Here is a 25870-nt window from a genome sequence, read left to right as displayed (position 1 = left end):
CTCGCCGGGCCCGACCCTGCCGGGGCGCGGTCGCGGGTACCCGGTCATCGTGACACCTCGCTCGACCGGGCCCGGGCGAGCGCCGCGCCCAGCTCGCGCGCGGTCAGCACGGCGAACAGGCGTCGCCGGTAGCCGGTGGAGCCGTGTCCGTCGCCCCCGGTGTCGACGAGCTCGCGCGCCAGGTCAGCCGTCGCGCCGCGCAGGGCGTCGGGGTCGTCACCGACCGCGGTCATCAGCGCGGTGACGTCGCGGAAGACCGGGCGGTCGGAGATGCCGAACCCGGCGAGCCGTGCGGCGTCGACCGCGCCCTCGCGGACGGTCACGGCCGCGGCGACCCCGGCGAGCGCGAAGTCGCCGTGCCGGCGCGCGACCTCGCCGAACCCGAAGCCGTCCCCCGGCGCCGCGACCGGGAACTCCACCGCCGTGACGACGTCCTCGGCACCCGCGGCCGTCGTCATCGCGCTGACGAAGAACCCGCGTGCGTCGACGGTCCGCCGTCCCGCGGGACCGGCCAGCTCGATCCGGGCCCCGAGGCAGCAGGCCACGGCGGGGAGCTCCGCGGCCGGGTCCGCGTGCGCGAGGCTCCCGCACACGGTGCCGCGCGAGCGCAGCTCGCGGTGCCCGACGAACGGGAGGGCCATCCCGAGCAGCGGGACCGCGGCCGCGTCCGCGGCGCGCTCGACGCCGCGCTGCCGCACGGCCGCGCCGACCCGCAGCCGGTCCCCGGTGCGGCGCAGCTGCTGCAGCTCCTCGATGGCGGTGATGTCGACCAGCGTCGCGGGCCGGCCCAGCCGCATCGCCAGCACCGGCACCAGCGACTGGCCCCCGGCCAGGACCTTGCCGCGGCCGTCGGCGAGCTCGGCGACGGCGTCGGCGACGGCGGCCGGGCGGACGTAGGCGAACGGTGCGGGCTTCATCAGCGACCCGTGAACTCCGGCTTGCGCTTCTCTCCGAACGCCTTCACGCCCTCGGCGAAGTCGTTGCTCGACCGCAGCATCGCGTAGGCCTTCCGCTCCAGGTCGATGCCGGTGTAGAGGGGCCCGTCGACGCCCTTGTCGAGAACCTCCTTGGCCGTCCGCTGCGCGATCGGCGAGAACGCGGCCATCTTCGCCGCAAGCTCGTCGGTCGCGGCCGTCAACGCGGCGCGGTCGTCGTGCAGGCCCGCGACGAGACCCCAGTCCAGGGCCTGCTGCGCCCCGATCCGGGTGGCCGTCATGATGTGGAACTTCGCACGCGACAACCCGATCAATCGGGCGAGCCGCTGGGTGCCGCCCGAGCCCGGGATCATGCCGAGGTTCATCTCCGGCAGCGCGAACTGGCTGCGCGGCGTGGCCAGCCGGATGTCGCAGGACAGCGCGAGCTCGAGCCCGACCCCGAAGCAGTAGCCGTCGATCGCGGCGATCACCGGCTTCGGGCTGCGCGCCGCGGCGGTGACGTTGTGCCCGAGATCGGTGAAGTCGATCGGGTCGACCTCCATGAAGCCGGCGATGTCACCCCCGGAGGTGAAGTGCTCGCCGTCGCTGCGCACGACGACGACACGCACGTCGGGATCGGCGTCGATCTCGGCGAACCGCTCGGCGACCAGGCCGCGCATCTCCCAGGTGATCACGGTGTACGTGCCGTGCGACAGGGTCAGGTAGGCGACCCGTCCGTCGCCGCTGCGTTCGAGGAGGACGTCCCCGCCGGTCAGCGCCATGTCAGTCGGTTCCTTTCTGCTGGTCCGCGTCGAGGAGCTGATGCAGCACCTCGCCGTGCAGCGGGAGGCTGCGGATCGACACCCCGGCCGGGGCGAGCGCGTCGGCGACGGCGTTCGCGAAGGCGACGGGGAAGCTCATCGACGACCCTTCGCCGCAGCCCTTGGCACCGAGCGGCGTCAGCGGCGACGGGCTGACGACGTGGTCGGCACGAAGGTCGAACCCCGCCTCCGCGCTCGTGGGGCAGAGGTAGTCCAGGAACGTGCCCGCGGTGGGCTGGCCGGAGTCGGCGTAGGTGAACTGCTCGTACATCGCCCCGCCGAGCCCGTGGGTGAGCGCCCCGTGCACCTGCCCGTCGAGCAGCTGCTGGTTGAGGACCGTGCCCGCGTCGTGCACCGACGACACCCGGTCGATGTCGATCTCGAGGGTGTCCGGGTCGATCCGGACGGCGACGATCTCGGCGACGAACCCGTAGCACAGCGAGGAGTTGATGCGGTCGTCCTGCGTCGCCGCGCGGATCTCCCGCGGGGTGAACGCGGCCTCCTCGTAGAGCCGGGCCGACACCCCGTCCGGGAGCGCGCCGGGGTCCCAGTGCACGAGCCCGGCCGCGTGCCGGAACTGCACGGCCCGCGCGTGGTCGTCGCGGTGGCGGACCGTCCCGTCGACGAGCTCCAGCTCCTCGGGTGCCGCGTCGAGCAGGACCGACCCGGCGGCCCGCACGGTCTCGGCGATCCGGTCGGCCGCCTGCACGACCGCGCTCGTCACCAGCGGGGCGAAGCGCGACGAGTAGCTGCCGGAGGTCACCGTCCACGGCGTGGTCGCGGTGTCCATGTCGACGACGGCGCGGACCTGCTCCTCCGGCAGCCCCAGCCGGCGGGCCGCCACCGACCGGGCCACGGTGGCGTGGCCCTGCCCCTGCGGGACGCTGCCGAGCAGCACCGTGACCCGGCCCTGCAGGTCCACCGAGATCCGGACGTGCTCGGTGGAGCCGGACTTGTCGCGCCCCGGCTTGCGCTGCTCGGCGGGGGTGGCCAGACCGACGTAGCCGATGTTGGTCCCGGACGGGTCGACGACCAGGCCGACCCCGATCCCGTAGTACGCACCGTCGGCGCGCGCGGCGGCCCGACGGGCCCGGAGCTCGTCGAGCTCGGCATTCTTCTCCGCGAGCGCCAGTGCGGCCCGGTAGTCACCGGAGTCGTACACCCCGCCCGACGGGGTCTCGTGCGGGAACGCGTCGACCAGGTTGCGCCGTCGCACCTCGAAGGCGTCGGTGCCGGTCGCGGCGGCCACCGCGTCCATCAGCCGTTCCAGCCCGAAGTAGAGCTGCTGGCCGCCGAACCCCCGGTTCAGCCCGGTGGGCATCGTGTTCGTCACGACGGCACGCGCGCGGATCTCCACCGCCCCGATGCGGTACGGGCCGGTGACGTTCCCGAAGCAGCGGTAGAGCGTCGACGGTTCGGGTGGGCGCAGGTAGGCGCCGACGTTGTCGACGAGGTCGACCTTCAGTGCGGTGACGCGCCCGTCGGCGTCGACGGCCGCGGCGCAGTGCATCGCGCGGTCGGCCCCCGTCGAGCTGGCGAGCAGGTGCTCGAGGCGGTCCTCCGTCCACCGGACCGGCCGGCCCGCGTGCTTGGAGGCCAGCGCCATCAGCACCACGTACGGGTAGATGCCGGCCTTGATCCCGAAGCTGCCGCCGATGTCGGCCGGCACGTGCAGCCGCACCTGCGAGGTCGGGACGCCCAGCGCCCCGGCCATCACCGGGACCATGGTGAACGGGCCGTGGAAGTTTGCCCACGCCTCGACCGCGGGACCCGCATCGGTGTCCTGCCAGTGCGAGATGACGCTGTAGCACTCCATCGGCACCGACGAGTAGCGCGGGAAGTCGTAGTCGGCCTCGACGACGGTCGCCGCCGCGGCGAAGGCCTCGTCCACGGCACCGAAGGAGAACGTGCGGTCGGTCGCGACGTTGCCGTCGGCGTCCTCGTGCAGCCGCGGGGCGTCGGGCTCCAGCGCGCGCCGCGGGGACACGACCGCCTCGAGCGGCTCGTACTCGACGTCGACCAGCTCGGCGGCGTCCTCGGCGGTGTAGCGGTCGGTCGCGACGACGACGGCGATCGGCTCGCCGACGAATCGCACCCGGTCGACCGCGGTGGGGTGGTACGGCATCGGGGTCGCGGTCGACAGGGGGAAGGGCCGGACCGCGGCGCGCACGTCGTCGGGACCGATGACGGCCGCGACACCGGGGTGGGCCCGGGCCCGAGTGAGGTCGACCGAGCGCAGCCTGCCGTGTGCGACGGTCGAGCGGACGACCGCCGCCACGAGCGTCCCCGGCAGCGGGTCGAGATCGTCGAGGAACCCGCCGTGCCCGGTCAGCAGCGCGGCGTCCTCGACGCGCGACGGCGTCCACCGCGCAGCGCGAACGTCAGACATGCACCTCACCCCGCGACGTGTAGTCCCCCGCGGCCAGCACGCGCCGCAACGTCTTCCCGACGGCCGACCGGGGTACGGCGTCCACGCAGATCACCCGCTTCGGGCGCTTGAGCGAGGGCAGCTGGGTCCTGGCGAAGTCCATCGTCGCCTGCGCGGCGACCACCGGGTCGCTGCCGGCGGCCGGGACGACGAACGCGGTCACGGCGTGCCCCCAGCGCTCGTCGGGCAGGCCGACGACACACACGTCGGCGACGTGGGCGCACCGGACGAGGGCCGCCTCGATCTCGTCCGGGTAGATGTTCTCGCCGCCGGAGTTGATCATGTCGTCGACCCGGCCGGAGACCCACAGGTCGCCGTCCTCGTCGGCGACCGCGAGATCACCGGTGAAGTACCAGCCGTCACGGATCGCCTTCGCATCGGCGTCGGGCCGCCGCCAGTAGCCGCGGAAGGCCTCCGCGCTGGCCATCGAGACGATCACCTGGCCCTGCTCACCCGCGCGGACCTGGTCGTCGACCGCGGCTCCCACCGAGGGGTCGACGAGCCGGACCCGCGAATGGATCCCCGCCCGGCCCGCGCACCCCGGCTTCGCGCCGACGTCGGGGTTGATCGTGAACGTGTAGATCTCGGTGCTCCCGAAATGGTTCACGAACGACCGCGGGCCCACCTCGGAGACCAACGTCTCGGCCAGGGACGGCGTCATCGCCGCACCGGCGTAGGCGAGCCGGTCCAGCTGGTCGGCGGCCCCCAGCTTCCCGGTGCGCACCAAGGACCAGTACATGGTCGGCACGAGGTACAGCGACGTCACGGCGTTCGCGCGGATCAGCTCGACGGCCTCGTCGGCGTCGAAGACCGCCTGGCCGACCCAGGTCCCGCCGACGAGGACGCTCGTGAGCAGGGTGCGCAGACCCATCGTGTGGAACAGCGGCATCACGCCGAGAACCGTCTCGCCGAGTCGCTGCTGGGTCTGCACCGCGTGCGCGACGGCGGCGCTGTACTCGGCCCGATGGGTCCGGGGAACCCCTTTCGGCCTGCCGGTCGTCCCCGACGTGTAGAGCATGACCGCCACGTCCGACTCCGCGGGCGCCGTCGGCGCGGCTCCGTCCTCGCGGCCGGCGGCGCGGTCGAGCTCGGCCGCATCGAGCAGGGTGCAACCGTCGCCCGCCGCGGCCCGCCCGCGCTCCTGCGCCGAGTCGTCGGCGACGAGGAGCCGGGCGCCGCTGTCCTGTACGCAGTAGCGGGTCTCTCCCGCGTCGAACCGCGTGGACAGCGGCACCGACACCGCCCCGAGTCGCTGCACGGCGAGGTGCAGGCTGGCCAGCGGTTCGCCGCCGCGCATCGTGACCGCGACCCGGTCACCGCGGCGCGCGCCGTGCCGGGCCAGCGCCAGCGCCAGTCGCGTCACGCGGTCGTCCCAGGCGGCGTAGGTCAGGTGGCGGCCGGTGCCGACGACCGCGGGCCGGGACGGGAATCGCTCGGCTGCGCAGCGCAGCATCGTGCTCGCGTCCATCGACGGCGCTCCTGTCAGTCCGACGGTATAAATTCGACGGTATAGGAGCGACCGTTTGGAGGCAATCCGGGGCCGGCGGTGGCCGACTAGGCTTCGCGGGGCCGGCACAGGAGGCATCGCGGGGCGACGCCGTACCCGAGAGACGCCGTACCCGAGATCGGAGGAGGCCCGGGGTGTCCGAGGTGCGACTGTCCCCGTCGTCCTACGTCGTTCTCGGCATGATCGCCCTGCGCGGACCGTCGACGCCCTACGACCTCAAACGCGGGGTGAGCCACTCCGTCGGCTACTTCTGGAACTTCCCGCACGCGCAGCTCTACCTCGAGCCCGACCGGCTGGCCCGGCTCGGGCTGCTCGACGTCGAGATCGAGAACGCCGGTCGCCGCCGCAAGACCTACTCCCTCACCGAGGCCGGCCGCGACGCGCTGCGGCGATGGCTCGCGTCGCCGACCGAAGAGCACTTCGAGATGCGCGACATCGCCGAGCTCAAGCTCTTCTTCAACGAGGCGGGCGAGCCCGAGAACGTCACAGCGCTGGCTCGCGACCAGATCCGTCAGCACCGGGACCGCATCGCCACCTACGAGTCGATGGTGGAGCGCTTCGGCGGCAACCCCGACGCCCGGCCGCGGATGATCACCCTCGAGCTCGGGCTGGAGATGGAGTACGCCGCCCTGCGGTTCTGGACTGCGCTCGACCGCGGCGAGGTCGACCACCTGCGGGCACGTCGCGACACCGAGCGCGCCACCCTCCTCGAGGAGCCGACCCCCGACCTCGCCGGACCCGCCTCCGACGCCTGACGCAGTCGTTCCCGGCGCGCCGCGCTCAGCCCGCCCGTGCGTCCAGCGCGCGCAGGATGTCCGACGGCTCGGTCCGGCTCGCGTAGTCGGGGTGCACGTCGATCCAGGTGATCGTGCCGTCGGCGGCCGTGACGACGACGGTCGGCATCGGCAGCCCGGCGGTGCCGTCCGCGTTGACCGCGGTGAGGTCCAGACCCAGGCCCGTCTGCACCTCACGGGCCTCGGCCGACGGCTCGGTCAGCACGCCGAGCGCACTCGCGATCCGGTTGCCCTGGTCGGACAGCACGGCGAAGGTCAGCTCGTTCTTCTCCTGCATGGTCAGTGAGCCGTCGGCCTTCTGGGGGCTGATCGCGATCAGCGCCACGCCCCGCCGGTCGAGCTCGGGGAGCAGCTGCTCCTGGTAGGTGCGCAGTGCGACGTTGCAGTAGGGGCACCAGGCGCCGCGGTAGAGAACGACCACAGCAGGGCGCCCGGCCGCCACCGTGGACACGTCGGTCGGTGCGCCGGTCGGGTCGAGCAGCTCGACGGCCGGGAACGGGGTGCCTGCGGCCGCCACACCCGTCGGGACGCCGCGCTCGCGCAGCGCCGCCTGCTCGGCGGCGAACGCGCTGCTCGCGTCGGCCGGCATCGCGTCCGCCATGCCCGCCTGCAGTGCCTCGACCCGGCTCGCGATCGTGTCGTGCGTCGCTGTCATCGTGCTCCTCCACAGAATGGATTGATCAATCCATTCTTACCCACGTCGCTTCTGGAACGTCAAGTCCAGAACGCGGTACGTTCAGGACATGGAGGCCGTCACGGACGAGGGGCCGCGGCTCACCCGCAAGGGACGCGCGACGAGGCAGCGCATCGTCGAGGCGGCGGCGCAGCTGATGTTCGAACGGGGTGTCGCCGGCACCAGCACCGAGGACGTCAGGGCTGCGGCCGGGGTGAGCAGCTCGCAGCTGTACCACTACTTCGCGAGCAAGCAGCACCTGGTCCGCGCCGTGATCGCACACCAGACCGAGGCAGTGCTGGCCGCGCAGGAGCCGCAGCTGAGCCGGCTCGACTGCATGGGTGCACTGGAGGCGTGGCGCGACCTCGTCGTCGCGCTGCAGACGCAGCGCGGGTGCGAGGGCGGGTGCCCGCTCGGGTCGCTCGCGGCCGAGCTGTCGGAGATCGACCCGGACGCCCGGCAGGAACTCGTCGCGGGCTTCGCGCGCTGGGAGGCCGCGATCCGCGACGGGCTGACCGCGATGCAACGACGTGGCGAGCTCAGCGCGCGGGCCGACCCCGGGCTGCTCGCGCTGCAGACGCTCACCGCCGTGCAGGGCGGCCTCCTGCTCACCCAGGTCCGTCGCGACGTCGATCCGGTCCGCGCCGGACTCGACATGGCGCTGTCCCACATCAGGACGTTCCTGATCTGACCCGCCGACGGCTTTCACGATTCAGAATCGTTACCGCAGGCCGCGTGTCGCACCACGGTCGGCCCCGGCCTCGTCCGTAGGGTCGCCCCGTCGTTCTGCGAGGGAGGGCTCATGCTGAGGCGCGCACCACTGTTCGGCGGCAAGAACCGCGTCACGTTCAGCCTGCCGGGGCACGAGCCGGCCGGCCGGGTGAGCGTCGTGGGCGACTTCAACTCGTGGGAGCCCGGCCGGCACGAGATGGTCACGCGGCGCAACGGCACCAGGACCGTGTCCGTCGTGCTCGCACCCGGCGAGCACCGGTTCCGCTACCTCGCCACCGGCGGCGTGTGGCTCGACGACGAGACGGCCGACGCCGTCGACGCGCACGGCAGCTGGGTGCGGGTCACGCCGGCCACCTGACCCGACGCCCGCCGCGCGGAGCCTGCGCGCTGCCGGCCCGGCCGGCGCAGGCCGTCCGGATCACCGGCGCCTGCCGAACACGAGGTAGACGATCGGCAGGACGCCGACCGAGTTGACCAGCGTGATCGCCGGCGCCCACAACGCCTTCCGCCCCCGGACCTCGGCGTCGGGCCGGCGGGCGAGGTCGACGAGAGCGACTGCCTTCAGTGCCCCGTCGATCGCCGCGGCAGCGATGATCAGCTGTCGGGACCGGGGGCTGAGGTCCGCCCAGCGCTTTCTGGCCATCGCCCAACTGTGGCCCGGGCGCGGGTCGAGGGCAACCGGCGTCCGCCCGGCCGTCGTGCCGTGCCGCCCCGGCTGCCGACGCCCGTCCCGACGGCGGTGGCTACGGTCGAACCATGCGCGTTCTGGTCACCGGCGGCGCCGGGTTCATCGGGTCGCACGTGGCCGACCTCCTTGCGGCACAGGGCCACCAGCCCGTCGTCCTCGACGCCCTGCTGCCCCAGGCACACGGCGCCGGGGTTCCGGAGTGGACGGCGGCGCACGAGTTCGTCCGCGGCGACGTCCGCGACGCCGAGGTGCTGCGGCGGCTGCTGCCGGGTGTCGACGCGGTGTGTCACCAGGCGGCGATGGTCGGGCACGGCGTCGACCCGTACGACGCGCCGGACTACGCCGCGCACAACGACGTGGGCACCGCGGTGCTGCTGGCCGAGATGCACCGCGTCGGCGTGCGGCGCCTGGTGCTGGCCGGGTCGATGGTCGTCTACGGCGAAGGGCGGTACGACTGCGCCGAGCACGGCGTCGTCCGGCCCGGCCCGCGCGCCCTCGCCGACATCGAGGCCGGTGTGTTCGAGCCGCGCTGCCCACGGTGCGGTCGCGAGCTCGTCCCCGGGCTGGTCGCCGAGGACGCCCCGCTCGACCCCCGCAGCACCTACGCCGCGACCAAGCTCGCGCAGGAGCACCTCGCGAGCGCGTGGGCCCGTCAGACCGGGGCCTCGGTGTGGTCGCTCCGGTACCACAACGTGTACGGGCCGCGGATGCCCTTCGGCACGCCGTACGCGGGGGTGGCGTCGATCTTCCGGTCCGCACTGGAGCGCGGCGAGGCGCCGCGGGTCATGGAGGACGGGCGGCAGCGGCGCGACTTCGTGCACGTCACCGACGTCGCCGCGGCCAACCTCGCGGCCCTGACCACGCCTGCCGACGGTGTCGTCGCCGTCAACGTCTGCTCGGGCGAGCCGCACACCGTCGGCGACCTCGCCGACGAGCTGGCCCGCGCGATGGGCGGGCCGGCGCCGCAGGTCGTGGGCGGGGCACGTCCCGGCGACGTCCGGCACGTCGTCGCCGACCCCGCCCGCGCCCGTGACCGGCTCGGTTTCCACGCGCAGGTGCGGTTCGCCGACGGGGTGGCGGCGTTCGCGACGGACCCGTTGCGGGCCCCGGTCGCCACGGCCTGAGGCGACCAGCCGTCACTGATCGGTAAGCACGCGCGGCGTTCCGCGACCCCCGTCGCGCACCGAAGATCGAATGCGTGGAACGTGCTGAGATCGTGCTCCCCTGCCTCGACGAGGCGGAGGCGCTCCCGGGGGTGCTGGCCGGGCTGCCTGCGGGCTGGCCCGTACTCGTCGTCGACAACGGCTCGTCCGACGGCACCGCCGACGTGGCGCGGGCGCACGGTGCGCGGGTCGTCGTCGAACCCCGCCGCGGCTACGGGGCCGCGGTGCACGCCGGGCTGGTGCACGCCACCGGAGATCTCGTCGCCGTCCTCGACGGCGACGGGTCCCTGGACGCCGGGGCGCTGCCCGCGATGGCGGAAGCGGTGCGGTCCGGGCAGGTCGACCTCGCGGCCGGGCGCCGGGTGCCCGAGACGGGCAGCTGGCCGTGGCACGCGCGGGCGGGCAACGCACTGATCGCGGCCGAGCTGCGCCGGCGCGGCCTGCCCGTGCACGACATCGCCCCGATCCGGGTCGCGCGCCGGGACGCGCTGCTGGGCCTCGGGATCCGCGACCGCGCGTTCGGCTACCCCCTGGAGCTGCTGCTGCGCGCGGGCGCGGCGGGATGGCGCATCGCGGAGCGGCCGGTGCGCTACTCCCGGCGCGCGGGCGGCCGGTCGAAGGTGTCGGGCTCGGTGGCCGGCACCGCGAGGGCGGTCCGCGACATGGCCGGGCTGCTCCGGTGACCGCGACGATCATCGTGCTGGCGAAGGCTCCGGTCGCCGGTCGCGTCAAGACCCGGCTGTGCCCGCCCGCCACCCCGCGGGAGGCGGCCGATCTCGCCGCCGCCGCCCTGCTCGACACCCTCGACGCGACTGCCGCGGTGCCGGACGCCCGCACGCTCGTGGCGTTCACCGGCCGGCTCACCGACGCCGCCCGGGCGGGTGCGCTGCGCGCCTCGCTCGGGCGGGCCCGGACCACCGTCCAGCGCGGCGACGGCCTTGGTGCCCGGATCGTCGCGGCGCACGAGGACGCGGCCGACCGCTGGCCGGGCGCGCCGACGCTGCAGCTGGGCATGGACACCCCGCAGGTCGACGCGGCGCTGCTCACCGGGTGCCTGCTCCGTCTGGCCGACGCCGACGCCGTGCTGGGACCCGCGCCGGACGGCGGCTGGTGGGCGCTGGGCCTGCGGGACCCGCGCGCCGCCGCCGCGATCGGGGACGTCCCGACGTCACGCGCCGACACCGGCGAGCGCACCCTGTACGCGCTGCGCGCCGCGGGTCTGCGGGTCGGGCTGCTGCCCGAGCTGACCGACGTCGACACCGCCGACGACGCGGTTGCCGTCGCCGCGGACGCGCCCGGGAGCCGCTTCGCCGCCGCCGTCGAGCAGGTGTTCGCCGGGGCGTCCCGATGACGGGGACCGCGACGGTCTTCGACGGGGTGTTGGCCGGCCGGACCGGACACCTCGTCCGCGACGACGGGATCGTCGTGCCGATGGACGCGGGCCGCTGGCGCGCCGCCGCCGACGTCGACGACACGTGGCTGCTCGACCGCTGCACGGGCCCGACGGTCGACCTGGGCTGCGGCCCCGGACGCCTGGTCGCCGCGCTCACCGAGCGGGGCGTGGCGGCGCTCGGTGTGGACAGCAGCCCGGTCGCGCGGGCGCTGTGCCGAAGACGTGGCGCCCCGATGGTCCGCCGCGACGTGTTCGCCCCGCTGCCCGGCGAGGGCAGCTGGGCACACGTCCTGCTCGTCGACGGCAACATCGGCATCGGCGGTTCTCCGGAACGGCTGCTGGCCAGGGCCGCGGCGCTGCTGGCGCCCGGTGGCAGCGTGCTCGTCGAGGCCGGCCCGCACCCCGGGGAGTGGTGGTGCGGGACCGTCCGCGCCGGCGCGGGCCCGGACGTGCCGTGGGCGTGCGTGGGGGCCGACGCGCTGCGGGCCCTCGCGCCGGCCGCCGGGCTGGCGGTCTACGCGGTATCCGAGCGCGGAGCGCGAACCTTCGTCGAGCTCGTGGCGTGACGCGCGGGCCGGACGGGCGCCGCGGCCTACACCGTCGTGCCGTGCCCGCGGGCGGTGCGAATGCGCCGCACGATCTCCGGCATGGTCCGCAGCATCTGGTGCCCGGCGACGCAGCGCAGCTCGTAGACGAGCTCGCCCAGGTTCTGCTCGACGTAGCGGGCCCGCGGGTCCTCGGACCGGGCTCCCGGCTGCAGCTGCGCCAGGAGGACCGCGGCGCTGGTCGGCTGCATGATCGTGCCGTCGGCGGCCCGGAGGGTCAGGTTGGGCGGGAGGCGTCGGTAGGCAGCGTCGGCGAGCAGGGTGCCGCAGACCGGGCACAGCAGCTGCCGGCGGATGACCAGCCCGGGACCGAACGGCATTCGCGCCACGCTAGTTCCGTCGGCCGGAGATCGCTCCCCGGAGGGCGGCGCCGCGTGCCCGCCCGGCGCCCCTACGCCCCGGCCGGCACGGGGACGCGCGCGGCGGCAGGCAGGACCAGCTCGAACACGCAGCCCGGTGACCGGTTGCGCACACCGATGCTCCCGCCGTGCGCCTCGACGAAGGCCCGCGCGATGGCGAGCCCGAGCCCGGCGCCCGACCCCTCCCCGGGCGTGCGGGCGGTGCCGCCGCGGAACCCCACGGCGAACACGCGCTCGAGGTCCGCCTCGGGGATGCCGCCGCACCCGTCCTGCACGCACAGCCAGGCGACGTCGCCGCGGTGGCCGGCGGTGAGCTCGACGCGCCCACCCGCCGGGGTGTGCCGGATGGCGTTGGCGAGCAGGTTGCGCACGGCGCGGGTCAGCTCGGAGTCGCTGCCGTGCACGACGGGCCACACCTGCGGCCGGTCGGCGACGATCTCCACCCCCGCGGAGGCCGCGGCGGGCGCCTCGGCGGCGACGGCGTCGGAGACGACCTCACCCAGTGCGAGCGGCGCCAAGCGCAGCTCCAGCGCGGCCGACGTCGCGCGGGAGAGCTGGAACAGGTCGTCGACCATCGACGCCATCCGGTCGGACTCGCGGCGGATGCGGGCCAGGTAGTCCGCGACGTCAGCGGGCTCGCGGACGATGCCGTCGGCCAGCGCGTCGGTCATGGCGCGGATGCCGGCCAGCGGCGACCGCAGGTCGTGGCTCATCCAGGCGACGAGCTCGCGGCGGGCCGCCTCGGCACTGCGGACGGCGTCGAGCTCGGCGGCGTCGGCCTCCCGCTGCCACAGGGCGTCGCGGGCGACCCGGCGACCGAGCCACCACGCCACCGGGACGACCACCACGCCGACGACGACGCACACCGCGATCGTGCCGATCAGCTCCGGGGTGTACATCAGCCCGCTGACGCCGACGACGCCGCCCAGCGCCGCCGCCAGGGGGACGAGCGCGAGCGTGATCATCGCCGCAGCGATCGAGCGGCGCCGCATGACGTGCATCAGCACGGCCCCGACGACGGCGACGGGCACCGCGAAGAGCAGCGCGAGGGGCGCGGCGTGGGCCAGTTCGGTGAGCACGTCAGCCTCCCGGTGTCGTACCGCGGTCGTAGCGGTACCCGGTCCCCCAGATCGTCGCGATCCGACGCGGCGCGGTCGGGTCGGCCTCGACCTTCTCACGCAGCCGTCGCACGTGGACGGTGACCGTCGAGCGGTCGCCGAACTCCCAGCCCCACACCCGGGACAGCAGCTCCTCGCGGGTGAACGCCTGCCCGGGGTGCGCGAGCAGGAAGGCGAGCAGGTCGAACTCGCGGGTCGTCAGCGCCAGCGGCTGCCCGTCCAGCGACGCGACCCGGGCGGCCGGGTCGACGCGCAGGCCGCCGTCGACCAGCTCGGGCGCCGTCGCGGGCGCGGCCGTGCGGCGCAGGATCGACCCCACCCGCAGCACGAGCTCGCGCGGGCTGAACGGCTTGGTCACGTAGTCGTCGGCGCCCAGCTCCAGGCCGAGCAGCCGATCGTCCTCCTCGCCCAGCGCGGTGAGCATGATGATCGGGGGCCGGTCACCGTCGGCGCGCAGCGCGCGGCAGACCTCCAGGCCGCCGAGGCCGGGCAGCATGAGGTCCAGGACGACGACGTCGGGCGGGGTCGTCCGTGCCGCCCGCAGCGCCCCCGGTCCGTCGAGGGCGAGCTCGACGTCGTGCCCGGCCGCCCCGAGGTAACGGGCGACGACGTCGCGGACGGTCGCGTCGTCGTCGACGACCAGGACGTGTGCGCACACGAAGCCAACGCTAGCGCCGCGCGTGCCGGCCGTCGGGGCCTCGTCACCGGTCGGTAAGACGGGTCTGACGAAGTGCTTACCGATCACCGTGATCGGCCTGCGGGCGTCCGACCTGCGCCTACCGTCGACGGCCATGCGGATCCGTTGGCGCAGCCCGATCCGAGGCCCGTGGTTGACCTCGGTGTTCGGTCTCGTGCTCCTGTGTGCCCTGCCGGTGGTCATCGTGACGGGGCTGTTGGACTGGGTGGCGTACGGCTCGGGGTCGATCCCCGGCGACGTCGGTGGCCTGCACCTGCCGAGGTTCGACTGGCCGACGCGGCCGGCGTGGCTGTTCCGGCTCACCCAGGGTCTGCACGTGGGGCTCGGGATCGTCCTGGTCCCGGTGGTGCTCGCGAAGCTGTGGTCGGTGATCCCGAAGCTGTTCACCCGGCCCGACCGCGACCTGCTCGAGCTCGCCGAGCGCGGGACGCTCGTGCTCCTCGTCGGCGGGATCCTGTTCGAGATCGTCACCGGGCTGCTCAACATCCAGTACGACTATGTCTTCGGGTTCAGCTTCTACGCCGCGCACTACACCGGGGCGTGGGTGTTCATCGCGGGGTTCGTGCTGCACGTCGCGCTGAAGCTGCCGACGATGGTGCGCAGCCTGCGGTCGCGTTCGCTGCGCGCCGAGCTGCGGACCCCGCTCGCCGAGACCCGCCCCGAACCGCCGCACGACCTCGTCGCCCCCGAGCCCGCGCGCCCGACGATGAGCCGCCGCGGTGCGCTCGCGCTGGTGGGCGGTGGCTCGCTGCTGCTCGCCGGGCTCACGGTCGGCCAGACCCTCGACGGCCCGTTGCGCGCGACCGCCCTGCTCCTGCCCCGCGGCCGCACCGCCCCGGGCGACTTCCCCGTGAACCGGACGTTCGAGGCGTCCGCGATCGACGCCCGCGACGTCGGCGACTCCTGGCGGCTCGCCCTCGGGAACGTCCGGCTGACCCGCGCCGAGCTGGCCGCGCTGCCCCAGCACACCGCCGAGCTGCCCATCGCGTGCGTCGAGGGCTGGTCCACCCAGCAGACCTGGAGCGGGGTGCGGCTGCGCGACCTCGCCGCCCTGGCCGGCGTCCCGAGCCCGTCGGGTGCCGACGTCCGGTCGGTCGAGAACGGGCCGTTCGCCCACGCCGCACTGACCGCGGACCAGGTCCTCCATCCGGACGCCCTGCTCGCGCTGCGCGTCAACGGCGCAGACCTGTCCCCCGACCACGGCTACCCGGCTCGGGTCATCGTGCCCGCGCTGCCGGGCGTGCACTGCACGAAGTGGGTCGCCGCGATCGGGTTCGCCCGATGAGCGCGCCCGCGCCGACGCGGACACCGGTCCGCCTCGCGCAGGCCGTCGGTGTCCTCGGCTGCGTCGCACTCGCCGGGTACGCGGCGACGATCGTCGTGCGGGACCCGACACTGCACCCGTCGATCCCCTGGATGCTGGTGTGGTTCGCCGGGGCCGTGCTGCTGCACGACCTCGTGCTGTTCCCGCTCTACGCCGCCGCGGACCGCGCGCTGGCGCTGCTGCCCGCCACCCGGGTTCCGCTCGTCAACCACGTCCGGCTGCCGTTGCTCGGGGCGGGGCTCACGCTGCTGGTCTACCTGCCGGGGATCATCCGGCAGGGCGGCCCGGTGGTGCACGCCGCGACCGGGCTCGACCAGGAGCCGTTCCTGGCGCGCTGGCTGTGGCTGGTGCTCGCGATGGCGGGGGTGTCGGCGCTGGTGTGGGTCGCGCGGGTCACCAGACGGTCAGCAGCAGATGGTTGACGGCGAGGGCCAGCAGGGCCTGGGCGAGCAGCCATCGCCGCGGGTGCGGCAGCGTCCCGCAGGCCACGACCGCCCACACCACGAACGGCAGCCAGATCCGCTCGACCTCGGCCTTCGACATCCCTGACAGGTCCGCCAGCAGGATCGCCGCCGTCGCGGCGCCGACGAGCAGCAGGGCGGCCCGCGGCAGCGCGGGCGCCCGCCGCAGCGCGGCGACGGCGGCGGGCCCGAGGGCGAACGCCGCGGCCGCCAGGTTCGCCCAGACGAAGTAGGCGTAGGGCCGGCTCGCGGCGATGCTCGCGGCGTAGATCACCTTGACGTCGGCGTACCCGGTGAACCACCAGAATCCGGCCGCGGTGAACCCCGCGACGACGACGAGCACCCCGACCAGCGCCGGCCCGACAACCCACCACCGGCGCGTCGCGACCACGACGGCGAGCGGCAGCAGCGCGCCGAGGACCAGCCCGTAGGACAGGTACAGCGCGTACCCGAGGACGAGTCCCGCGCCGGTGGCGGCGGCCGTCGAGGCGAGCCCGCGGCGGACCGTCGCGACCGCCAGCAGCGCGACGCCCCAGGCCAGCCAGCCCGCGAACAGCCCGTCGGCCGACACCCCGACCCACACCGCGCCGGGGAGCAGCACCGAGAACGGCAGCACCCGCCTCGCGGGGTCCTCGTGTCCCAGGGCGCGCACCGTGACCGCGACCGCCGCGGCCGCCGACGACCCCACGACCATCACGACGACGCCCGCCGCGCCGCCGGAGCCGAGGCCGATCCGGTCCAGCACCGCGAACAGCAGGAACGCCCCGGCGGGGTGCCCGCCCACGTGCGTCGTCCAGAACCACGTCTGCCCCGGGTCGACGGCGGTGGTGAGGATGTGGTCGGAGAACACACGCAGCATCGGCCCGATGCCGCCGAGCGCCGTCACCCGCGGTACGTCGTGCAGGTACTCCTGGGAGCTCGTCAGCCGCTCGACGATCCCGCGCTGCCAGCCGTCGACGAGCGCCAGCGCCATGGTCCACACGAACGCCGTGCCCCACGCCAGCCAGAGCAGCGGCCGCCACCGCAGCCGGTCCGCGACCTGCGGCCCCCACACCACGACGGCGACGGCGACGACGAGGGCCGCCGGCGTCCCGGGTCCGACGTGCGGCAGCCACTCCGCCAGCAACGGCGGCCAGCCGAGGAAGATGTCGACGCCCTCGTCGAGCAGCCGCCTGCCGACGTAGGCCGAGGCCGCGACCAGCACCACCACGGCCCCGACCACGAGTGCGTCGGCCCGCCCCCCTGCTCGCACCGCGGCACGTCGCTCGCGCGTGTCAGTCACCCGCCGACGCTATCGGCGCCGCCGACGCCCGACCCTTACGAGATCGAGACGCTCCGCGGCCGGCGGTGCCACCCCACGCCCGCAGTGATCAGGCGCTCGCCACCAGGGGAGGCACCCGGGTGTGGAAGTCGGTGCAGCGCTGGAACGCCGCGGCGACCCGCAGGAGCGTCGCCTCGGCGAACGGCTTCCCGATCAGCTGGACGCCGATGGGCAGGCCGGCGTCGTCGAACCCGCACGGGACGCTGATCGCCGGCAGCCCGGTCAGTGACGGCAGCCCGGTGAACTGCATGATCGCCGAGAGCATGTCCTCGCGGACGCCCTCGTCGATCTCGACCTCGACCTCGCCGAGCGCGGTGGCCGTGAACGGCAACGTCGGGCAGGCCAGCACGTCGGCACGGGCCAGCGCGGCGAGGGTCTGGCGACGCAGCAGCGCCCGGTAGCGCTGGGCCTGCAGGTACTGCGTCGCGAGCAGCAACTCGCCGGCCTCGAGCAGCAGCCGGACGTCGTCGCCGTAGTCGTCGGGCCGTTCGCGCAGCCACCGCTGGTGGTAGGTGCTCGGTTCGGCGGCCTCCACCGTCAGCTGGGCCGAGATGTTTCCCTCGATGTCGTCGACCACCACGTCGACGACCCGGGCGCCCGCGTCGTCGAGCCTGCTCAACGCGCCCCGCACGGCCTTCTCGACGGGCGCCTGGACGTGGTGCAGCGAGTAGCCCTCGATGAGGCCGATCCGCAGACCGTCGACACCCAGGTCGAGGTCGCGGGTGTAGTCCTCACCGGAGCGGTCGGCGGACCCGGCGTCGGCGGGGTCGTGGCCCGCGAGGACGCCGAACATCACCGCACAGTCGGCCGCCGTGCGGGCCATGGGGCCGACGGTGTCCATGCTCCACGCAAGCGGGACGACGCCGGCGTTGCTGACCCGCCCGATGGTGGGCCGCAGCCCGGTCACCCCGTTGAGGGCGGACGGCAGGCGGATCGAGCCACCGGTGTCGGTGCCCAGGGCGCCGAAGCAGGACCGGGTCGCCACCGCGACACCCGAGCCGCCGCTCGACCCGCCCGGCATCCGCGAGGTGTCCCAGGGGTTGGTGACGAACCCGTAGTGCGGGTTGGCCGACGTGCCGCCCCACGCGAACTCGTGCAGGTTCGTCTTGCCGATGATGATCGCGCCCGCCGAACGCAGCCGCTCGGTGACGGTGGCGTCGGCCTCCGGGTGGTGGTCGGCGAGCACCTTGCTCCCGGCGGTGGTGCGCCGGCCGCGGACGGAGATGTTGTCCTTCAACGCGATCGGTACACCGTGCAGCGGGCCGAGCCGGTGCCCTGCCGCGATCATGGTCTCGCTGGCGCGGGCGACGGCGAGGGCGTCGTCGGCGAACACCGAGATGTAGGCGTTGGTCTGCTCGATCGACTCGATGCGCCGCAGCGCCGCCTCCACCAGTTCGACCGGCGAGACCCGGCGGTCGGCCACGAGCGCGGCGGTCTCGGTCAGGCTGCGGTCGAGCAGCTCGTCGTCGCTCACGCGCCGGTCCCTCCGTCCTCGTCGTGGTCGGCGGGACCCTGGGTGAACACGACCGCGGGCATGAGGTCGCACACGTCGTCGGACTGCATGCGGGTGCTGAGCGCGTTGGCCGCCGGCACCCAGGCCGCGAGCAGCGCCGTGACCTCGGCGACCCGCGCCTCGGGCAGCGGCAGGCCGGCGAGCGCGGCCGCGGCCCGCACGGTGTCCGGGGTGATCGCGGTGCCGGGGACGTCGGTCACCGGTCGCCGCCCGCGACGACCGCGACCGGCTCGCGCACGGCGTGCTGGTGCATGTAGTTGGCGGGCAGCGCGAGGATCTCCGCGGCACGCGCGTCGACCTCGTCGCGGGTCGCCCAGCCCTTGCTGCGGGCGAGCTGCTCGAGCGCGGCCATCCAGCGCTCGTAGTAGCTCCACTGGTCCAGGTCCGACTGCTGGGACTCCCACGTGCGGATGGCCTCGATCAGCGCCCGCTGGAACTCCTCCCAGGGGAACCCCAGCTCCTCGTGCAGCGCCACCGTCATGCTGAAGGCGCGGATCTCCCAGGAGTGGTCGAACGCGACGTCTCCCGAGCGGCGCGGGATGCGGTCCCCGAAAGGCAGGACGTCGACGAGCGAGTCGACGCGCGACCTCGTCTCCGGCTGCGGACGCGAGCTGATGCGCTCCACCGGCTCAGACCTCCGCCGTGACGGCGTCCGGGCTCAGCGCGGCGGTGACCCCGATCAGGGAGTCGCGGGTGACGAGCGCGGCGAGCTGTTCCTCGCTGAAGCCGTCGGTGCCCTCGGGTCGCTCGGGCAGCACCCAGTACCGCAGCTCGGCGCTGGAGTCCCAGACCCTGATCTCGACGCTCTCGGGCAGCTCGAAGCCGAACTCCGCCATCACACCGCGCGGGTCGCGCACCGCCCGCGAGCGGTAGGCCGGGTACTTGTACCAGTTCGGCGGCAGCCCCAGCACGGGCCACGGGTAGCACGAGCAGAGCGTGCACACGACGATGTTGTGCACCTCGTCGGTGTTCTCCAGGACGATCATCTCCTCGCCCTGCATGCCGCCGATGCCCAGTTCCTTGCAGGCGGCGGTGGCATCGGCGAGCAGCCGGGCCTTGAAGTCCGCGTCGACCCAGGCGCGGGCGGTGACCTTCGCGCCCAGCTGGGGACCGACCTCGTTCTCGTACACCGAGGACATGTAGTCGATCGCGTCGGAGCCGATCAGCCCCTTCTCGACCAGGATGGCCTCCAGCGCCTTCACCCGGGCCGCGATGAGGTCGTCCTTACCGGGTGCGGAGTGGTCGTGCTCGAGAGACATGGGAAACCTTCGTTCGTCGTGGTCGGACGGGTCGGCGCGCGTCAGGCGCTGGTGAGGTAGGGCTCCCACAGGTCGATGTGGACGACCGAGTTGGCCGCACCGGGCTCGTCGCCCCAGAGCTCCTGTGAGGTGAACCGGACCGTGTACAGGTGGTGCGGGTCCTCCCCCAGTCCGAGCGCGTTGCTGTCGGGGTAGACGTAGGCGCCGTGCGCGGCGACGACCTCGCCGACGCGGCCGCGCACGTAGCCGGCCCGGCGGGTGTGGGTGGTCGAGACCTGCGGCAGGACGCGCACCGTGTCGCCGACGTCGTACTTCGCCGGGGCGTCGGTCTCGCGGCGGTAGTCGTCGCCGGTCGGGATCAGCTGCTCCAGCGTCGCCACCATGTCGGGCTTGGCCGCCTTCGGCGCGGACTCCTGCGGGTTCTCCAGGTAGTGCTGCGTGCGGCGCTGCAGGTCCTCGGGATCGATGATCCCGGCCTCGGTGCCGTAGTGGATCATCGAGTGCAGCCAGTGCTCGTAGTAGGTGGCCTGCAGGTACTCCGCGGGCGGGATCTGTTCCATCCCGGAGCGGAACTGGTCGAGGTTGAACGCACCCGCCATCGCCATCGCCGGGAACATGACCAGGATCGACCGCTCCCAGTCGTAGTGGAAGACCGGCTCGTCCGGCTCGGGGTTGATCGCGCCCAGCCCGTGGCGGCCGCCGAGATCGTGCACACCGTCCATGTCGCAGATGCCCTCCCGTCGCGCTGTGTCGGTGGGACACTAGCGACTCATGGAGAATATGTCGACACTTATCGACACATCAACGACGCGATGCGCGGCGCCCGCTCCCGGACGGACGGCGACGGGGCCGGCGCGAGGTCACCCGGCCTCGTCGAACACGTGCAACGCACCCGCGCGCACCTCGGCCAGGTACAGCGGCGGAACCAGCAGGTCGCGGGCGCCGACGCCGGTGCCGCCACGGCCCCCGCGGTGCTGGAGCAGCGCCCGGCGCTGCGACCGGGCACCGGCGTCCGGGTCCCGTCGCACCGCCTGCGCGTACTGGTGGATCGCCTCGTACACGGTCTCGGAGAGGGTCGAGATCGGCGGCGCCCACCGCCCGTACGCATCCTGGTAACGGGTGAGGAGCTCACCTGCCCCGGTCGCGGGCCCGTCCTGGAAGTACGCCAGCGCCGTCCAGACGCCCTCGGCGGCCGAGCCGATGTGCGCACACGTCGACTCGTCCATGACCAGCGACATCCGGCTGACCGACGACCGCAGACCGGCTGCGGCGCACTGGCGTTGGAACTCCACCTCGTCCGACCCGACCAGCGACGACATGACGATCTCGGCGCCGGACCGTTGGATCTTCTCGATGACCGGTCCGAAGTCGCTGGTCCCGAGAGGTGTGAACGTCTCGCCGACCACCCGCCCGCGCATCGCGGGCACCACCGAGCGCGCCGCCTCGTGCGCGCCGTAGGACCAGCTGTACCCCTCGCCGACCAGGTACCAGCCCCGCCCGCCGGTGCTCTGCACGAGCCGCCGGGCAACGGCCTCGATCTGTGCCGAGGGCTGCTCCCCGAGCCGCAGTACCGACGCCGTGTCGTGCGTCCCGCGCTCGTTCATCACGGGCTGGACGAGCAGCACGTCGTCGGCGCGCGTGACGTCCTCGATCGCGGCGAAGCTGCTCGACGTGGTGCAGGCGAAGATGGCGCGACAGCCCGCTCGGACGAGACGGCGCGCCTCCGCGGCGGCGACCTCGGGGTCCGTGGCGTCGTCGACGACGAGCAGCTCGAGCCGCCGGCCGTCGAGCCCGCCGTCCCGGTTCACCTCGTCGACGGCCAGCTCGGCCAGGTACTCCGTGGCCATCGAGTAGATCGCCGCCGGCCCGGACTTGCTGGTCACGACCCCGATCCGGACGGCGTCCGGACGCACCGGGGGGACGGACAGCACCCCACCCGTGTGCCGGACGAGCCACTCGAGGCCCGAGTTCGACACGTCGGCCCGCACGCGAAGGCGCGTGCGGCTCCTGCCCAACTTCTCGAACGTGAGTCTCAGCCGCCCGCGCCAGGGTTGCGCGTGCTCGATGACGACCATCGTGTCCGGCCGGACGGCCGACAGTCTGCCCAGGAGCTCGACATCGTAGCGCTGGGTGTCCGGCCCCACCGGGAGCGTCACCCGGACCGCGGCGCCGACCGAGAGGGACTCGCACCGCGCACCGAAGAGCCAGCTGCCCGACTCCGGCCTGCCGAACATCCGGTAGACCTCGTGGGCAGCCAGCTCGACGACCGACTCGGCGGTCAGGGTCGTGCTCGTCACGACCGGGCAGATCTCATCGCGCCTGCCTCATCCCGGGCGGGTCAACCAGTGTCGTGGTGGAACTCGTCGGGCGAGTCTGCCTGTGCGGCAGCCCCGCTGTCGAGCCGCACCCCGTCCTGGAGGAGGCCCTGCAGGAAGCGGAAGGCGTCGCGCACGGAGCCCTCCGTGTCGACCGAGTAGTAGCGATGACGGCCTTCCCGGCGCTCGATCACCGCCCCTGACGTGCGCAGGATGCGCAGGTGGCTCGAGACCGTACTGCGGCTGACCACGCCCACCCGCTCCGCGAGCTGGCCGGCCGTGAGCTCTCCGCCGTCGCCGAGCGCTGCCAGGATCCGCCGCCGTACGCGGTCGGACAGCGCGTCGAAGGCGAGGTTCTCGTTGACCGTCACGCCACCACGATAGCAACCGTCGATAAGTGTCAACACGTTCATTCGACAATCACCTGCCGCAGCGGACGGCTCCGGCCGCCGCAGTCCGCCTCCGAGGCCCGCGTCACCGTACGGCCGCCTCCTCCGGGACCGGCAGGAGCGCGCGCATCACGGTACCGGCCACGACCATCCGGCCGATCATGATCGACGCGAACTCCTCCACGGCGGACCGGATGCGGGACCGGACACCTTCGTCGAGCGCGGGGCGTGCGGGCGCGAGCAGCGGGAGCAGCCGGTCGGCACAGGTCGGGCGGGCGAAGTCGATCAGGTCGCGCTGCGCCGCCTGCAGCGCTCCGCTGCGGTGCAGGGGTGCGAGCGCGACGTAGGCCGTCGCCAGGAACGGCGGCCACAGCGCGAGGTGCCGGTAGAGGCTCGCGTGGGCGGTGCTCGACCCGAGCCGGCCCAGCTCGTCGCAGGCCTGCACCACCGCACGAAGGTCCGGCGACAGCGCGTCCGCGGGCGGGAGCGGCGGTACGCCCGACAGCCCCGCCCCCGCGCCCGAGGGCGCCCCCGACGCGGCAAGGCGGCGCCCCGGGTCCGGTGGCCGGGACTCGCCGCGCAGCAGGGCGTCGACCGTGGTGAACACGAGGAAGTTGATCGTGTTGGCCCGGTTGTAGAAGCCGACCAGGTCGGCGATGTCGACGCGGGCCGCCTCGTCCACGCCGAGCGTCGCCCACACCTCGCCGGGAACCGGCGCGACCCCGTCCGGCCGGGCGCGCGCCGAGATCCCGGTGGCCAGACCGGCCAGCTCGGCGGTCGAGTACAACGGGCGGACGGCGCTCCACACCGCGGGGAGCGCATCCGGCACCGTCGCGAGATGGCGCCAGATCAGGTTCACGAACGGCAGACCGAGCGTCGCGCGCAGGTCGGCGAAGATCTCCGCCGTCGCGCCGACCGCGTCCTCCTCGCGGACGGCGGGGATCGGGTCGGCGTTCATCGCGTCGCACCTCCCGGCGCCGCGAGCGGCCGGGCGTCGGCCCACCGGGCGACGACCTCGCGGTTCACCGCGCTCATCGCCGCCACCAGCTCGGGGTAGGGCTCGTCCCACGGGTCCTTGATCCCCCAACCGCGCTGGGGGTTCTCGAGATAGCTGCACCAGTGCCAGCCCAGGCACCAGTCGAGGGCGGCGAGCGCCTCCGCCGTCCGCACGTAACCGGCGGCCCGCTCGGCCTGGTCCCGGGCGCTGCCCGTGCGGTGCGGGTTCATCGTCGTCGGGCACCAGTTGCCGGTGTCGGCGATCAGCACCGGCAGGCCCGTCCGCCGGTGCCAGCCCTCGACGACCTCGATCGCCGCCTCGAACGCGCCCGGTGCGGGCCCGGGGAAGGTCTGTACCGACAGGACGTCCATGTGCCGGGCCGCGGCGTCGAGCACCTCGGGCGGCGCCCCCGCGCGGGTCCCGAACCGGTCACCGAGCAGCAGATGGTTCGGGTCGTGCCGCCGGACGGCCGCAGCCACCGTCGCGTAGTACGCCTCGGCGATCTCGTCCAGCGGGCCGTCGAAGCCGGCCCCGGTCGGGTGCCCGCGCCACGCCGGGCCGTCCACGAGCACGTACCCGACGAGCAGCGCGTCGTCGGGACGGCAGATCGTCCGGGCGACGTGGTCGCACCACTGCGCGAAGGCGGGGTCGCGAGGGTCGCGGTAGGCCGGGTGCCCGTTCCACGCCTCGATCTGCAGCACGTGCAGCTCGAGGACGTAGGGCAGGCCGCCCGTCGCCAGGTCCGCTCCGTCCAGGCCGGCGGAGTGACCGAGGTCGACCGGGCGACCCGTCACGCCCAGGCCCGTGCCGCTGACGTACTCCGACGTCGCGCCGATCGTCGTGAACCCCCACGACTCCAGGTCGGCGACGAGCCCCTCCCGGAGCCACCGTCGGCGCGAGCCGCCGTACCGGTCGCGCCACACGGTCTCGTTGTGCGGGTACCGCAGGTTCGTGTCGTCGGCATGGGTGACCCCGAGCGACGGGAAGGGGCGGCCGTCCGGGCCCACGAACGACCACCGCCCCCGGCGCTCGACCGTGATCGCACCGTTGCCCGCCTCATCGGCCGTGCCCATCGACGCTCCTCAATTGATGAATGACCAACCAACAATATGAGGCGCATCGGCGACGGGTACAGAGCACGTGAAGCGGTCGTGAGATACCTCATGTGGGACGCTCGACCGCTCAGGGCGCCTCCGGTCGGGCTTTCGGCAGCCCGTAGGAACCGAGGAACAGCACGTACCAGAGCATCCACTGGATCACCCAGTCCAGGAAGCCGAGCGCGTTGCCGGACAACGTCCCACCCGCGCCGGGCTCGTGCAGCACGTGCTCGGCGAGGACGAAGTAGTAGAGGACGTAGGTGAGCGCGGACATCACGAACGTCACCACGATCCGGACCGCGATGTTCACGCCCGGGGAGAAGCCGGTGGGCTTGTTGCCGAAGATGTTGGCCCACAGGATCATCCAGACCGCGAAGCACACACCGAACTGAGCGGCGTACTGCGTCACGCCGGCGCCCAGCGCGGTCACGTTCACGGGTCCGATCAGCAGCTTCGCCACGGCGAGCAGCACGAAGTACAGGACCGTGCCGAGCGCGATGTTCCCCACCACGGCGGCGGCCGCGACCCGGCCGGGCGACCCGGCTCGGCTCCACGGCCGGTTCTCGGTGATCAGCCCGGTCATCACGGTGGCGACGACGATCGAGTAGAACCAGCCGATCACCGTCGACAGGCTCATCAGCGGCGAGCCGTCCGGCTGTGCCCACGTCGCCAGGTTCGGCAACGCGAACACGAGGTAGAGCGCGAGGGTCGGGATGAACACCAGTGCGATCTCGCCGATCCCGGCCCACGGGTGGCGGATCCGCCCCCCGAACGGCCAATGCGCTCCGTTGACCGCCGAGAGCACGTAGGAGAAGAAGCCGAACAGCACGAAGAGGTTGCCGGTGGTGAAACCCGCTCCGCCGTCCCGACCGGCCGAGAACGTAGGGTCGAGGGCACCCCACCCGTACGCCAGTACGACGGTGATCGCGATACCGATGGCCAGGGTCAGGCCTACCCCGACCAGACCGCGCCACGGCTGGCGCAGCCCGGCCGGACCCAACCAGCCGAAGGTGAAGCCGACCCAGACCGTCGCCAGGATCGTCCAGAACAGGACCGCGGTGTAGGGCTGTGGGTACACCGACAACGGGCTCCACCGCGGATCGACGAGGAGCCACCAGGAGGCGAACGCCAGAGCGAGGACCACGGCGAGGTTCGCCAGGCCGAACCCCCACCAGGGCAGGGTGCGTTCGCGGGGGTCGACGGCAGCGCCGTCGCGGACGTCGTGCTCGTCGTCGGTGACGGACATGTCTGCTCCTCTGCAGGGCGCCTGGGGTCGGCGCGCGGAACCGCGCCGGCACCGTG

General features: G+C 73.8%; 29 protein-coding genes. 9 read left to right on the top strand and 20 right to left on the bottom strand.

Annotated features, from left to right (window positions below):
- Positions 1–44: 44 nt before the first annotated feature.
- Genes PSD17_RS26620 through PSD17_RS26605 form a run of 4 tightly spaced genes read right to left on the bottom strand, consistent with a single transcriptional unit; the run spans position 45 to position 5631 of the window.
- Positions 45–917 (bottom strand): FAD binding domain-containing protein, encoded by an 873-nt coding sequence (locus tag PSD17_RS26620; protein WP_339125045.1) that lies wholly within the window; start codon positions 915–917, stop codon positions 45–47.
- Complete coding sequence (locus PSD17_RS26615) at positions 917–1696, bottom strand: enoyl-CoA hydratase/isomerase family protein (RefSeq protein WP_339125044.1); 780 nt, start codon at positions 1694–1696, stop codon at positions 917–919. The genes PSD17_RS26620 and PSD17_RS26615 overlap by 1 nt, the downstream gene beginning before the upstream one ends.
- A 1-nt stretch (position 1697) precedes the next feature.
- Positions 1698–4124, bottom strand: a complete 2427-nt coding sequence (locus PSD17_RS26610; RefSeq protein ID WP_339125043.1) for a xanthine dehydrogenase family protein molybdopterin-binding subunit — start codon at positions 4122–4124, stop codon at positions 1698–1700.
- The gene (locus tag PSD17_RS26605; RefSeq protein WP_339125042.1) at positions 4117–5631 is read right to left on the bottom strand and encodes a class I adenylate-forming enzyme family protein; all 1515 of its coding nucleotides are present in this window, start codon (positions 5629–5631) and stop codon (positions 4117–4119) included. The genes PSD17_RS26610 and PSD17_RS26605 overlap by 8 nt, the downstream gene beginning before the upstream one ends.
- Positions 5632–5804: 173 nt before the next feature.
- Here PSD17_RS26605 and PSD17_RS26600 point away from each other — a divergent pair, with 173 nt between their 5' ends.
- Positions 5805–6425, top strand: a complete 621-nt coding sequence (locus PSD17_RS26600) for a PadR family transcriptional regulator (RefSeq protein ID WP_013677955.1) — start codon at positions 5805–5807, stop codon at positions 6423–6425.
- Between the two features lie 25 nt (positions 6426–6450).
- On the opposite strand, the gene PSD17_RS26595 is transcribed toward PSD17_RS26600, so the two are convergent.
- On the bottom strand, positions 6451–7119 hold the full coding sequence (locus PSD17_RS26595; RefSeq protein WP_339125041.1) for a peroxiredoxin-like family protein: 669 nt from the start codon (positions 7117–7119) through the stop codon (positions 6451–6453).
- A gap of 88 nt (positions 7120–7207) precedes the next feature.
- On the opposite strand from PSD17_RS26595, the gene PSD17_RS26590 reads away from it, so the two are divergent.
- Positions 7208–7828, top strand: coding sequence for a TetR/AcrR family transcriptional regulator (locus PSD17_RS26590; RefSeq protein WP_103382585.1), 621 nt, complete (start codon positions 7208–7210; stop codon positions 7826–7828).
- Positions 7829–7939: 111 nt separating this feature from the next.
- On the top strand, positions 7940–8227 hold the full coding sequence (locus tag PSD17_RS26585) for an isoamylase early set domain-containing protein (protein ID WP_013677958.1): 288 nt from the start codon (positions 7940–7942) through the stop codon (positions 8225–8227).
- A 60-nt stretch (positions 8228–8287) separates the two neighbouring features.
- Here the strand turns inward: PSD17_RS26585 and PSD17_RS26580 are convergent, their stop codons facing one another.
- On the bottom strand, positions 8288–8512 hold the full coding sequence (locus PSD17_RS26580) for a DUF5652 family protein (protein WP_013677959.1): 225 nt from the start codon (positions 8510–8512) through the stop codon (positions 8288–8290).
- 113 nt (positions 8513–8625) lie between these two features.
- On the opposite strand from PSD17_RS26580, the gene PSD17_RS26575 reads away from it, so the two are divergent.
- The 4 genes from PSD17_RS26575 to PSD17_RS26560 all read left to right on the top strand — a co-directional run bounded on the left by PSD17_RS26575 (position 8626) and on the right by PSD17_RS26560 (position 11679).
- Positions 8626–9681: an NAD-dependent epimerase/dehydratase family protein gene (locus PSD17_RS26575; protein ID WP_339125040.1), complete on the top strand. Its 1056-nt coding sequence runs from the start codon at positions 8626–8628 to the stop codon at positions 9679–9681.
- Between the two features lie 74 nt (positions 9682–9755).
- Positions 9756–10403 carry a glycosyltransferase family 2 protein gene (locus PSD17_RS26570; RefSeq protein WP_339125039.1) on the top strand — a complete coding sequence of 216 codons (648 nt, stop codon included), beginning with the start codon at positions 9756–9758 and terminating at the stop codon, positions 10401–10403.
- Positions 10400–11071, top strand: coding sequence for a TIGR04282 family arsenosugar biosynthesis glycosyltransferase (locus PSD17_RS26565; RefSeq protein ID WP_103382589.1), 672 nt, complete (start codon positions 10400–10402; stop codon positions 11069–11071). The genes PSD17_RS26570 and PSD17_RS26565 overlap by 4 nt, the downstream gene beginning before the upstream one ends.
- Complete coding sequence (locus PSD17_RS26560; RefSeq protein WP_339125038.1) at positions 11068–11679, top strand: class I SAM-dependent methyltransferase; 612 nt, start codon at positions 11068–11070, stop codon at positions 11677–11679. The genes PSD17_RS26565 and PSD17_RS26560 overlap by 4 nt, the downstream gene beginning before the upstream one ends.
- A gap of 26 nt (positions 11680–11705) precedes the next feature.
- Here PSD17_RS26560 and PSD17_RS26555 read toward each other — a convergent pair whose 3' ends face one another.
- The 3 genes from PSD17_RS26555 to PSD17_RS26545 form a co-directional block, all read right to left on the bottom strand.
- Positions 11706–12038 (bottom strand): hypothetical protein, encoded by a 333-nt coding sequence (locus PSD17_RS26555; protein WP_339125037.1) that lies wholly within the window; start codon positions 12036–12038, stop codon positions 11706–11708.
- 71 nt (positions 12039–12109) lie between these two features.
- On the bottom strand, positions 12110–13156 hold the full coding sequence (locus PSD17_RS26550) for a sensor histidine kinase (RefSeq protein ID WP_339125036.1): 1047 nt from the start codon (positions 13154–13156) through the stop codon (positions 12110–12112).
- Position 13157: 1 nt separating this feature from the next.
- A complete protein-coding gene (locus tag PSD17_RS26545; protein ID WP_013677966.1) occupies positions 13158–13940 on the bottom strand; it encodes a response regulator transcription factor in 783 nt (260 codons plus the stop codon).
- 46 nt (positions 13941–13986) lie between these two features.
- On the opposite strand from PSD17_RS26545, the gene PSD17_RS26540 reads away from it, so the two are divergent.
- Together PSD17_RS26540 and PSD17_RS26535 are read left to right on the top strand one after the other, a co-directional pair.
- Positions 13987–15177 carry a molybdopterin-dependent oxidoreductase gene (locus tag PSD17_RS26540; protein ID WP_339125035.1) on the top strand — a complete coding sequence of 397 codons (1191 nt, stop codon included), beginning with the start codon at positions 13987–13989 and terminating at the stop codon, positions 15175–15177.
- Complete coding sequence (locus PSD17_RS26535; protein ID WP_339125034.1) at positions 15174–15638, top strand: hypothetical protein; 465 nt, start codon at positions 15174–15176, stop codon at positions 15636–15638. Before PSD17_RS26540 ends, PSD17_RS26535 begins: the two co-directional genes overlap by 4 nt.
- Here PSD17_RS26535 and PSD17_RS26530 read toward each other — a convergent pair.
- From PSD17_RS26530 to PSD17_RS26480, 11 genes are all read right to left on the bottom strand, one after another.
- On the bottom strand, positions 15610–16959 hold the full coding sequence (locus tag PSD17_RS26530; protein ID WP_339125033.1) for a hypothetical protein: 1350 nt from the start codon (positions 16957–16959) through the stop codon (positions 15610–15612). The genes PSD17_RS26535 and PSD17_RS26530 overlap by 29 nt on opposite strands.
- Before the next feature lie 88 nt (positions 16960–17047).
- Positions 17048–18472, bottom strand: a complete 1425-nt coding sequence (locus PSD17_RS26525; RefSeq protein WP_013677970.1) for an amidase — start codon at positions 18470–18472, stop codon at positions 17048–17050.
- Positions 18469–18711, bottom strand: coding sequence for a hypothetical protein (locus tag PSD17_RS26520; protein ID WP_013677971.1), 243 nt, complete (start codon positions 18709–18711; stop codon positions 18469–18471). Before PSD17_RS26520 ends, PSD17_RS26525 begins: the two co-directional genes overlap by 4 nt.
- Positions 18708–19136, bottom strand: coding sequence for a nitrile hydratase accessory protein (locus tag PSD17_RS26515; protein ID WP_103383822.1), 429 nt, complete (start codon positions 19134–19136; stop codon positions 18708–18710). Before PSD17_RS26515 ends, PSD17_RS26520 begins: the two co-directional genes overlap by 4 nt.
- Positions 19137–19140: 4 nt before the next feature.
- Complete coding sequence (gene nthA, locus PSD17_RS26510) at positions 19141–19770, bottom strand: nitrile hydratase subunit alpha (RefSeq protein ID WP_103383821.1); 630 nt, start codon at positions 19768–19770, stop codon at positions 19141–19143.
- Positions 19771–19811: 41 nt separating this feature from the next.
- On the bottom strand, positions 19812–20492 hold the full coding sequence (nthB, locus tag PSD17_RS26505; RefSeq protein WP_013677974.1) for a nitrile hydratase subunit beta: 681 nt from the start codon (positions 20490–20492) through the stop codon (positions 19812–19814).
- 138 nt (positions 20493–20630) lie between these two features.
- A complete protein-coding gene (locus PSD17_RS26500; RefSeq protein WP_339125032.1) occupies positions 20631–22067 on the bottom strand; it encodes a substrate-binding protein in 1437 nt (478 codons plus the stop codon).
- A 41-nt stretch (positions 22068–22108) separates the two neighbouring features.
- A complete protein-coding gene (locus PSD17_RS26495; protein ID WP_339125031.1) occupies positions 22109–22456 on the bottom strand; it encodes an ArsR/SmtB family transcription factor in 348 nt (115 codons plus the stop codon).
- Between the two features lie 103 nt (positions 22457–22559).
- Positions 22560–23432 (bottom strand): hypothetical protein, encoded by an 873-nt coding sequence (locus tag PSD17_RS26490; RefSeq protein ID WP_339125030.1) that lies wholly within the window; start codon positions 23430–23432, stop codon positions 22560–22562.
- The gene (locus tag PSD17_RS26485) at positions 23429–24544 is read right to left on the bottom strand and encodes an agarase (RefSeq protein ID WP_339125029.1); all 1116 of its coding nucleotides are present in this window, start codon (positions 24542–24544) and stop codon (positions 23429–23431) included. The genes PSD17_RS26490 and PSD17_RS26485 overlap by 4 nt, the downstream gene beginning before the upstream one ends.
- A 109-nt stretch (positions 24545–24653) precedes the next feature.
- The gene (locus PSD17_RS26480) at positions 24654–25814 is read right to left on the bottom strand and encodes a hypothetical protein (protein WP_013677979.1); all 1161 of its coding nucleotides are present in this window, start codon (positions 25812–25814) and stop codon (positions 24654–24656) included.
- Between the last annotated feature and the right edge of the window lie 56 nt (positions 25815–25870).

Origin of the sequence: Pseudonocardia sp. D17, assembly GCF_036984265.1 — a bacterium.
Taxonomy (GTDB): domain Bacteria; phylum Actinomycetota; class Actinomycetes; order Mycobacteriales; family Pseudonocardiaceae; genus Pseudonocardia; species Pseudonocardia benzenivorans.
The sequence above is the reverse complement of the archived record's forward strand: the minus strand, read 5'-3'. Positions and strand labels throughout refer to the sequence as shown.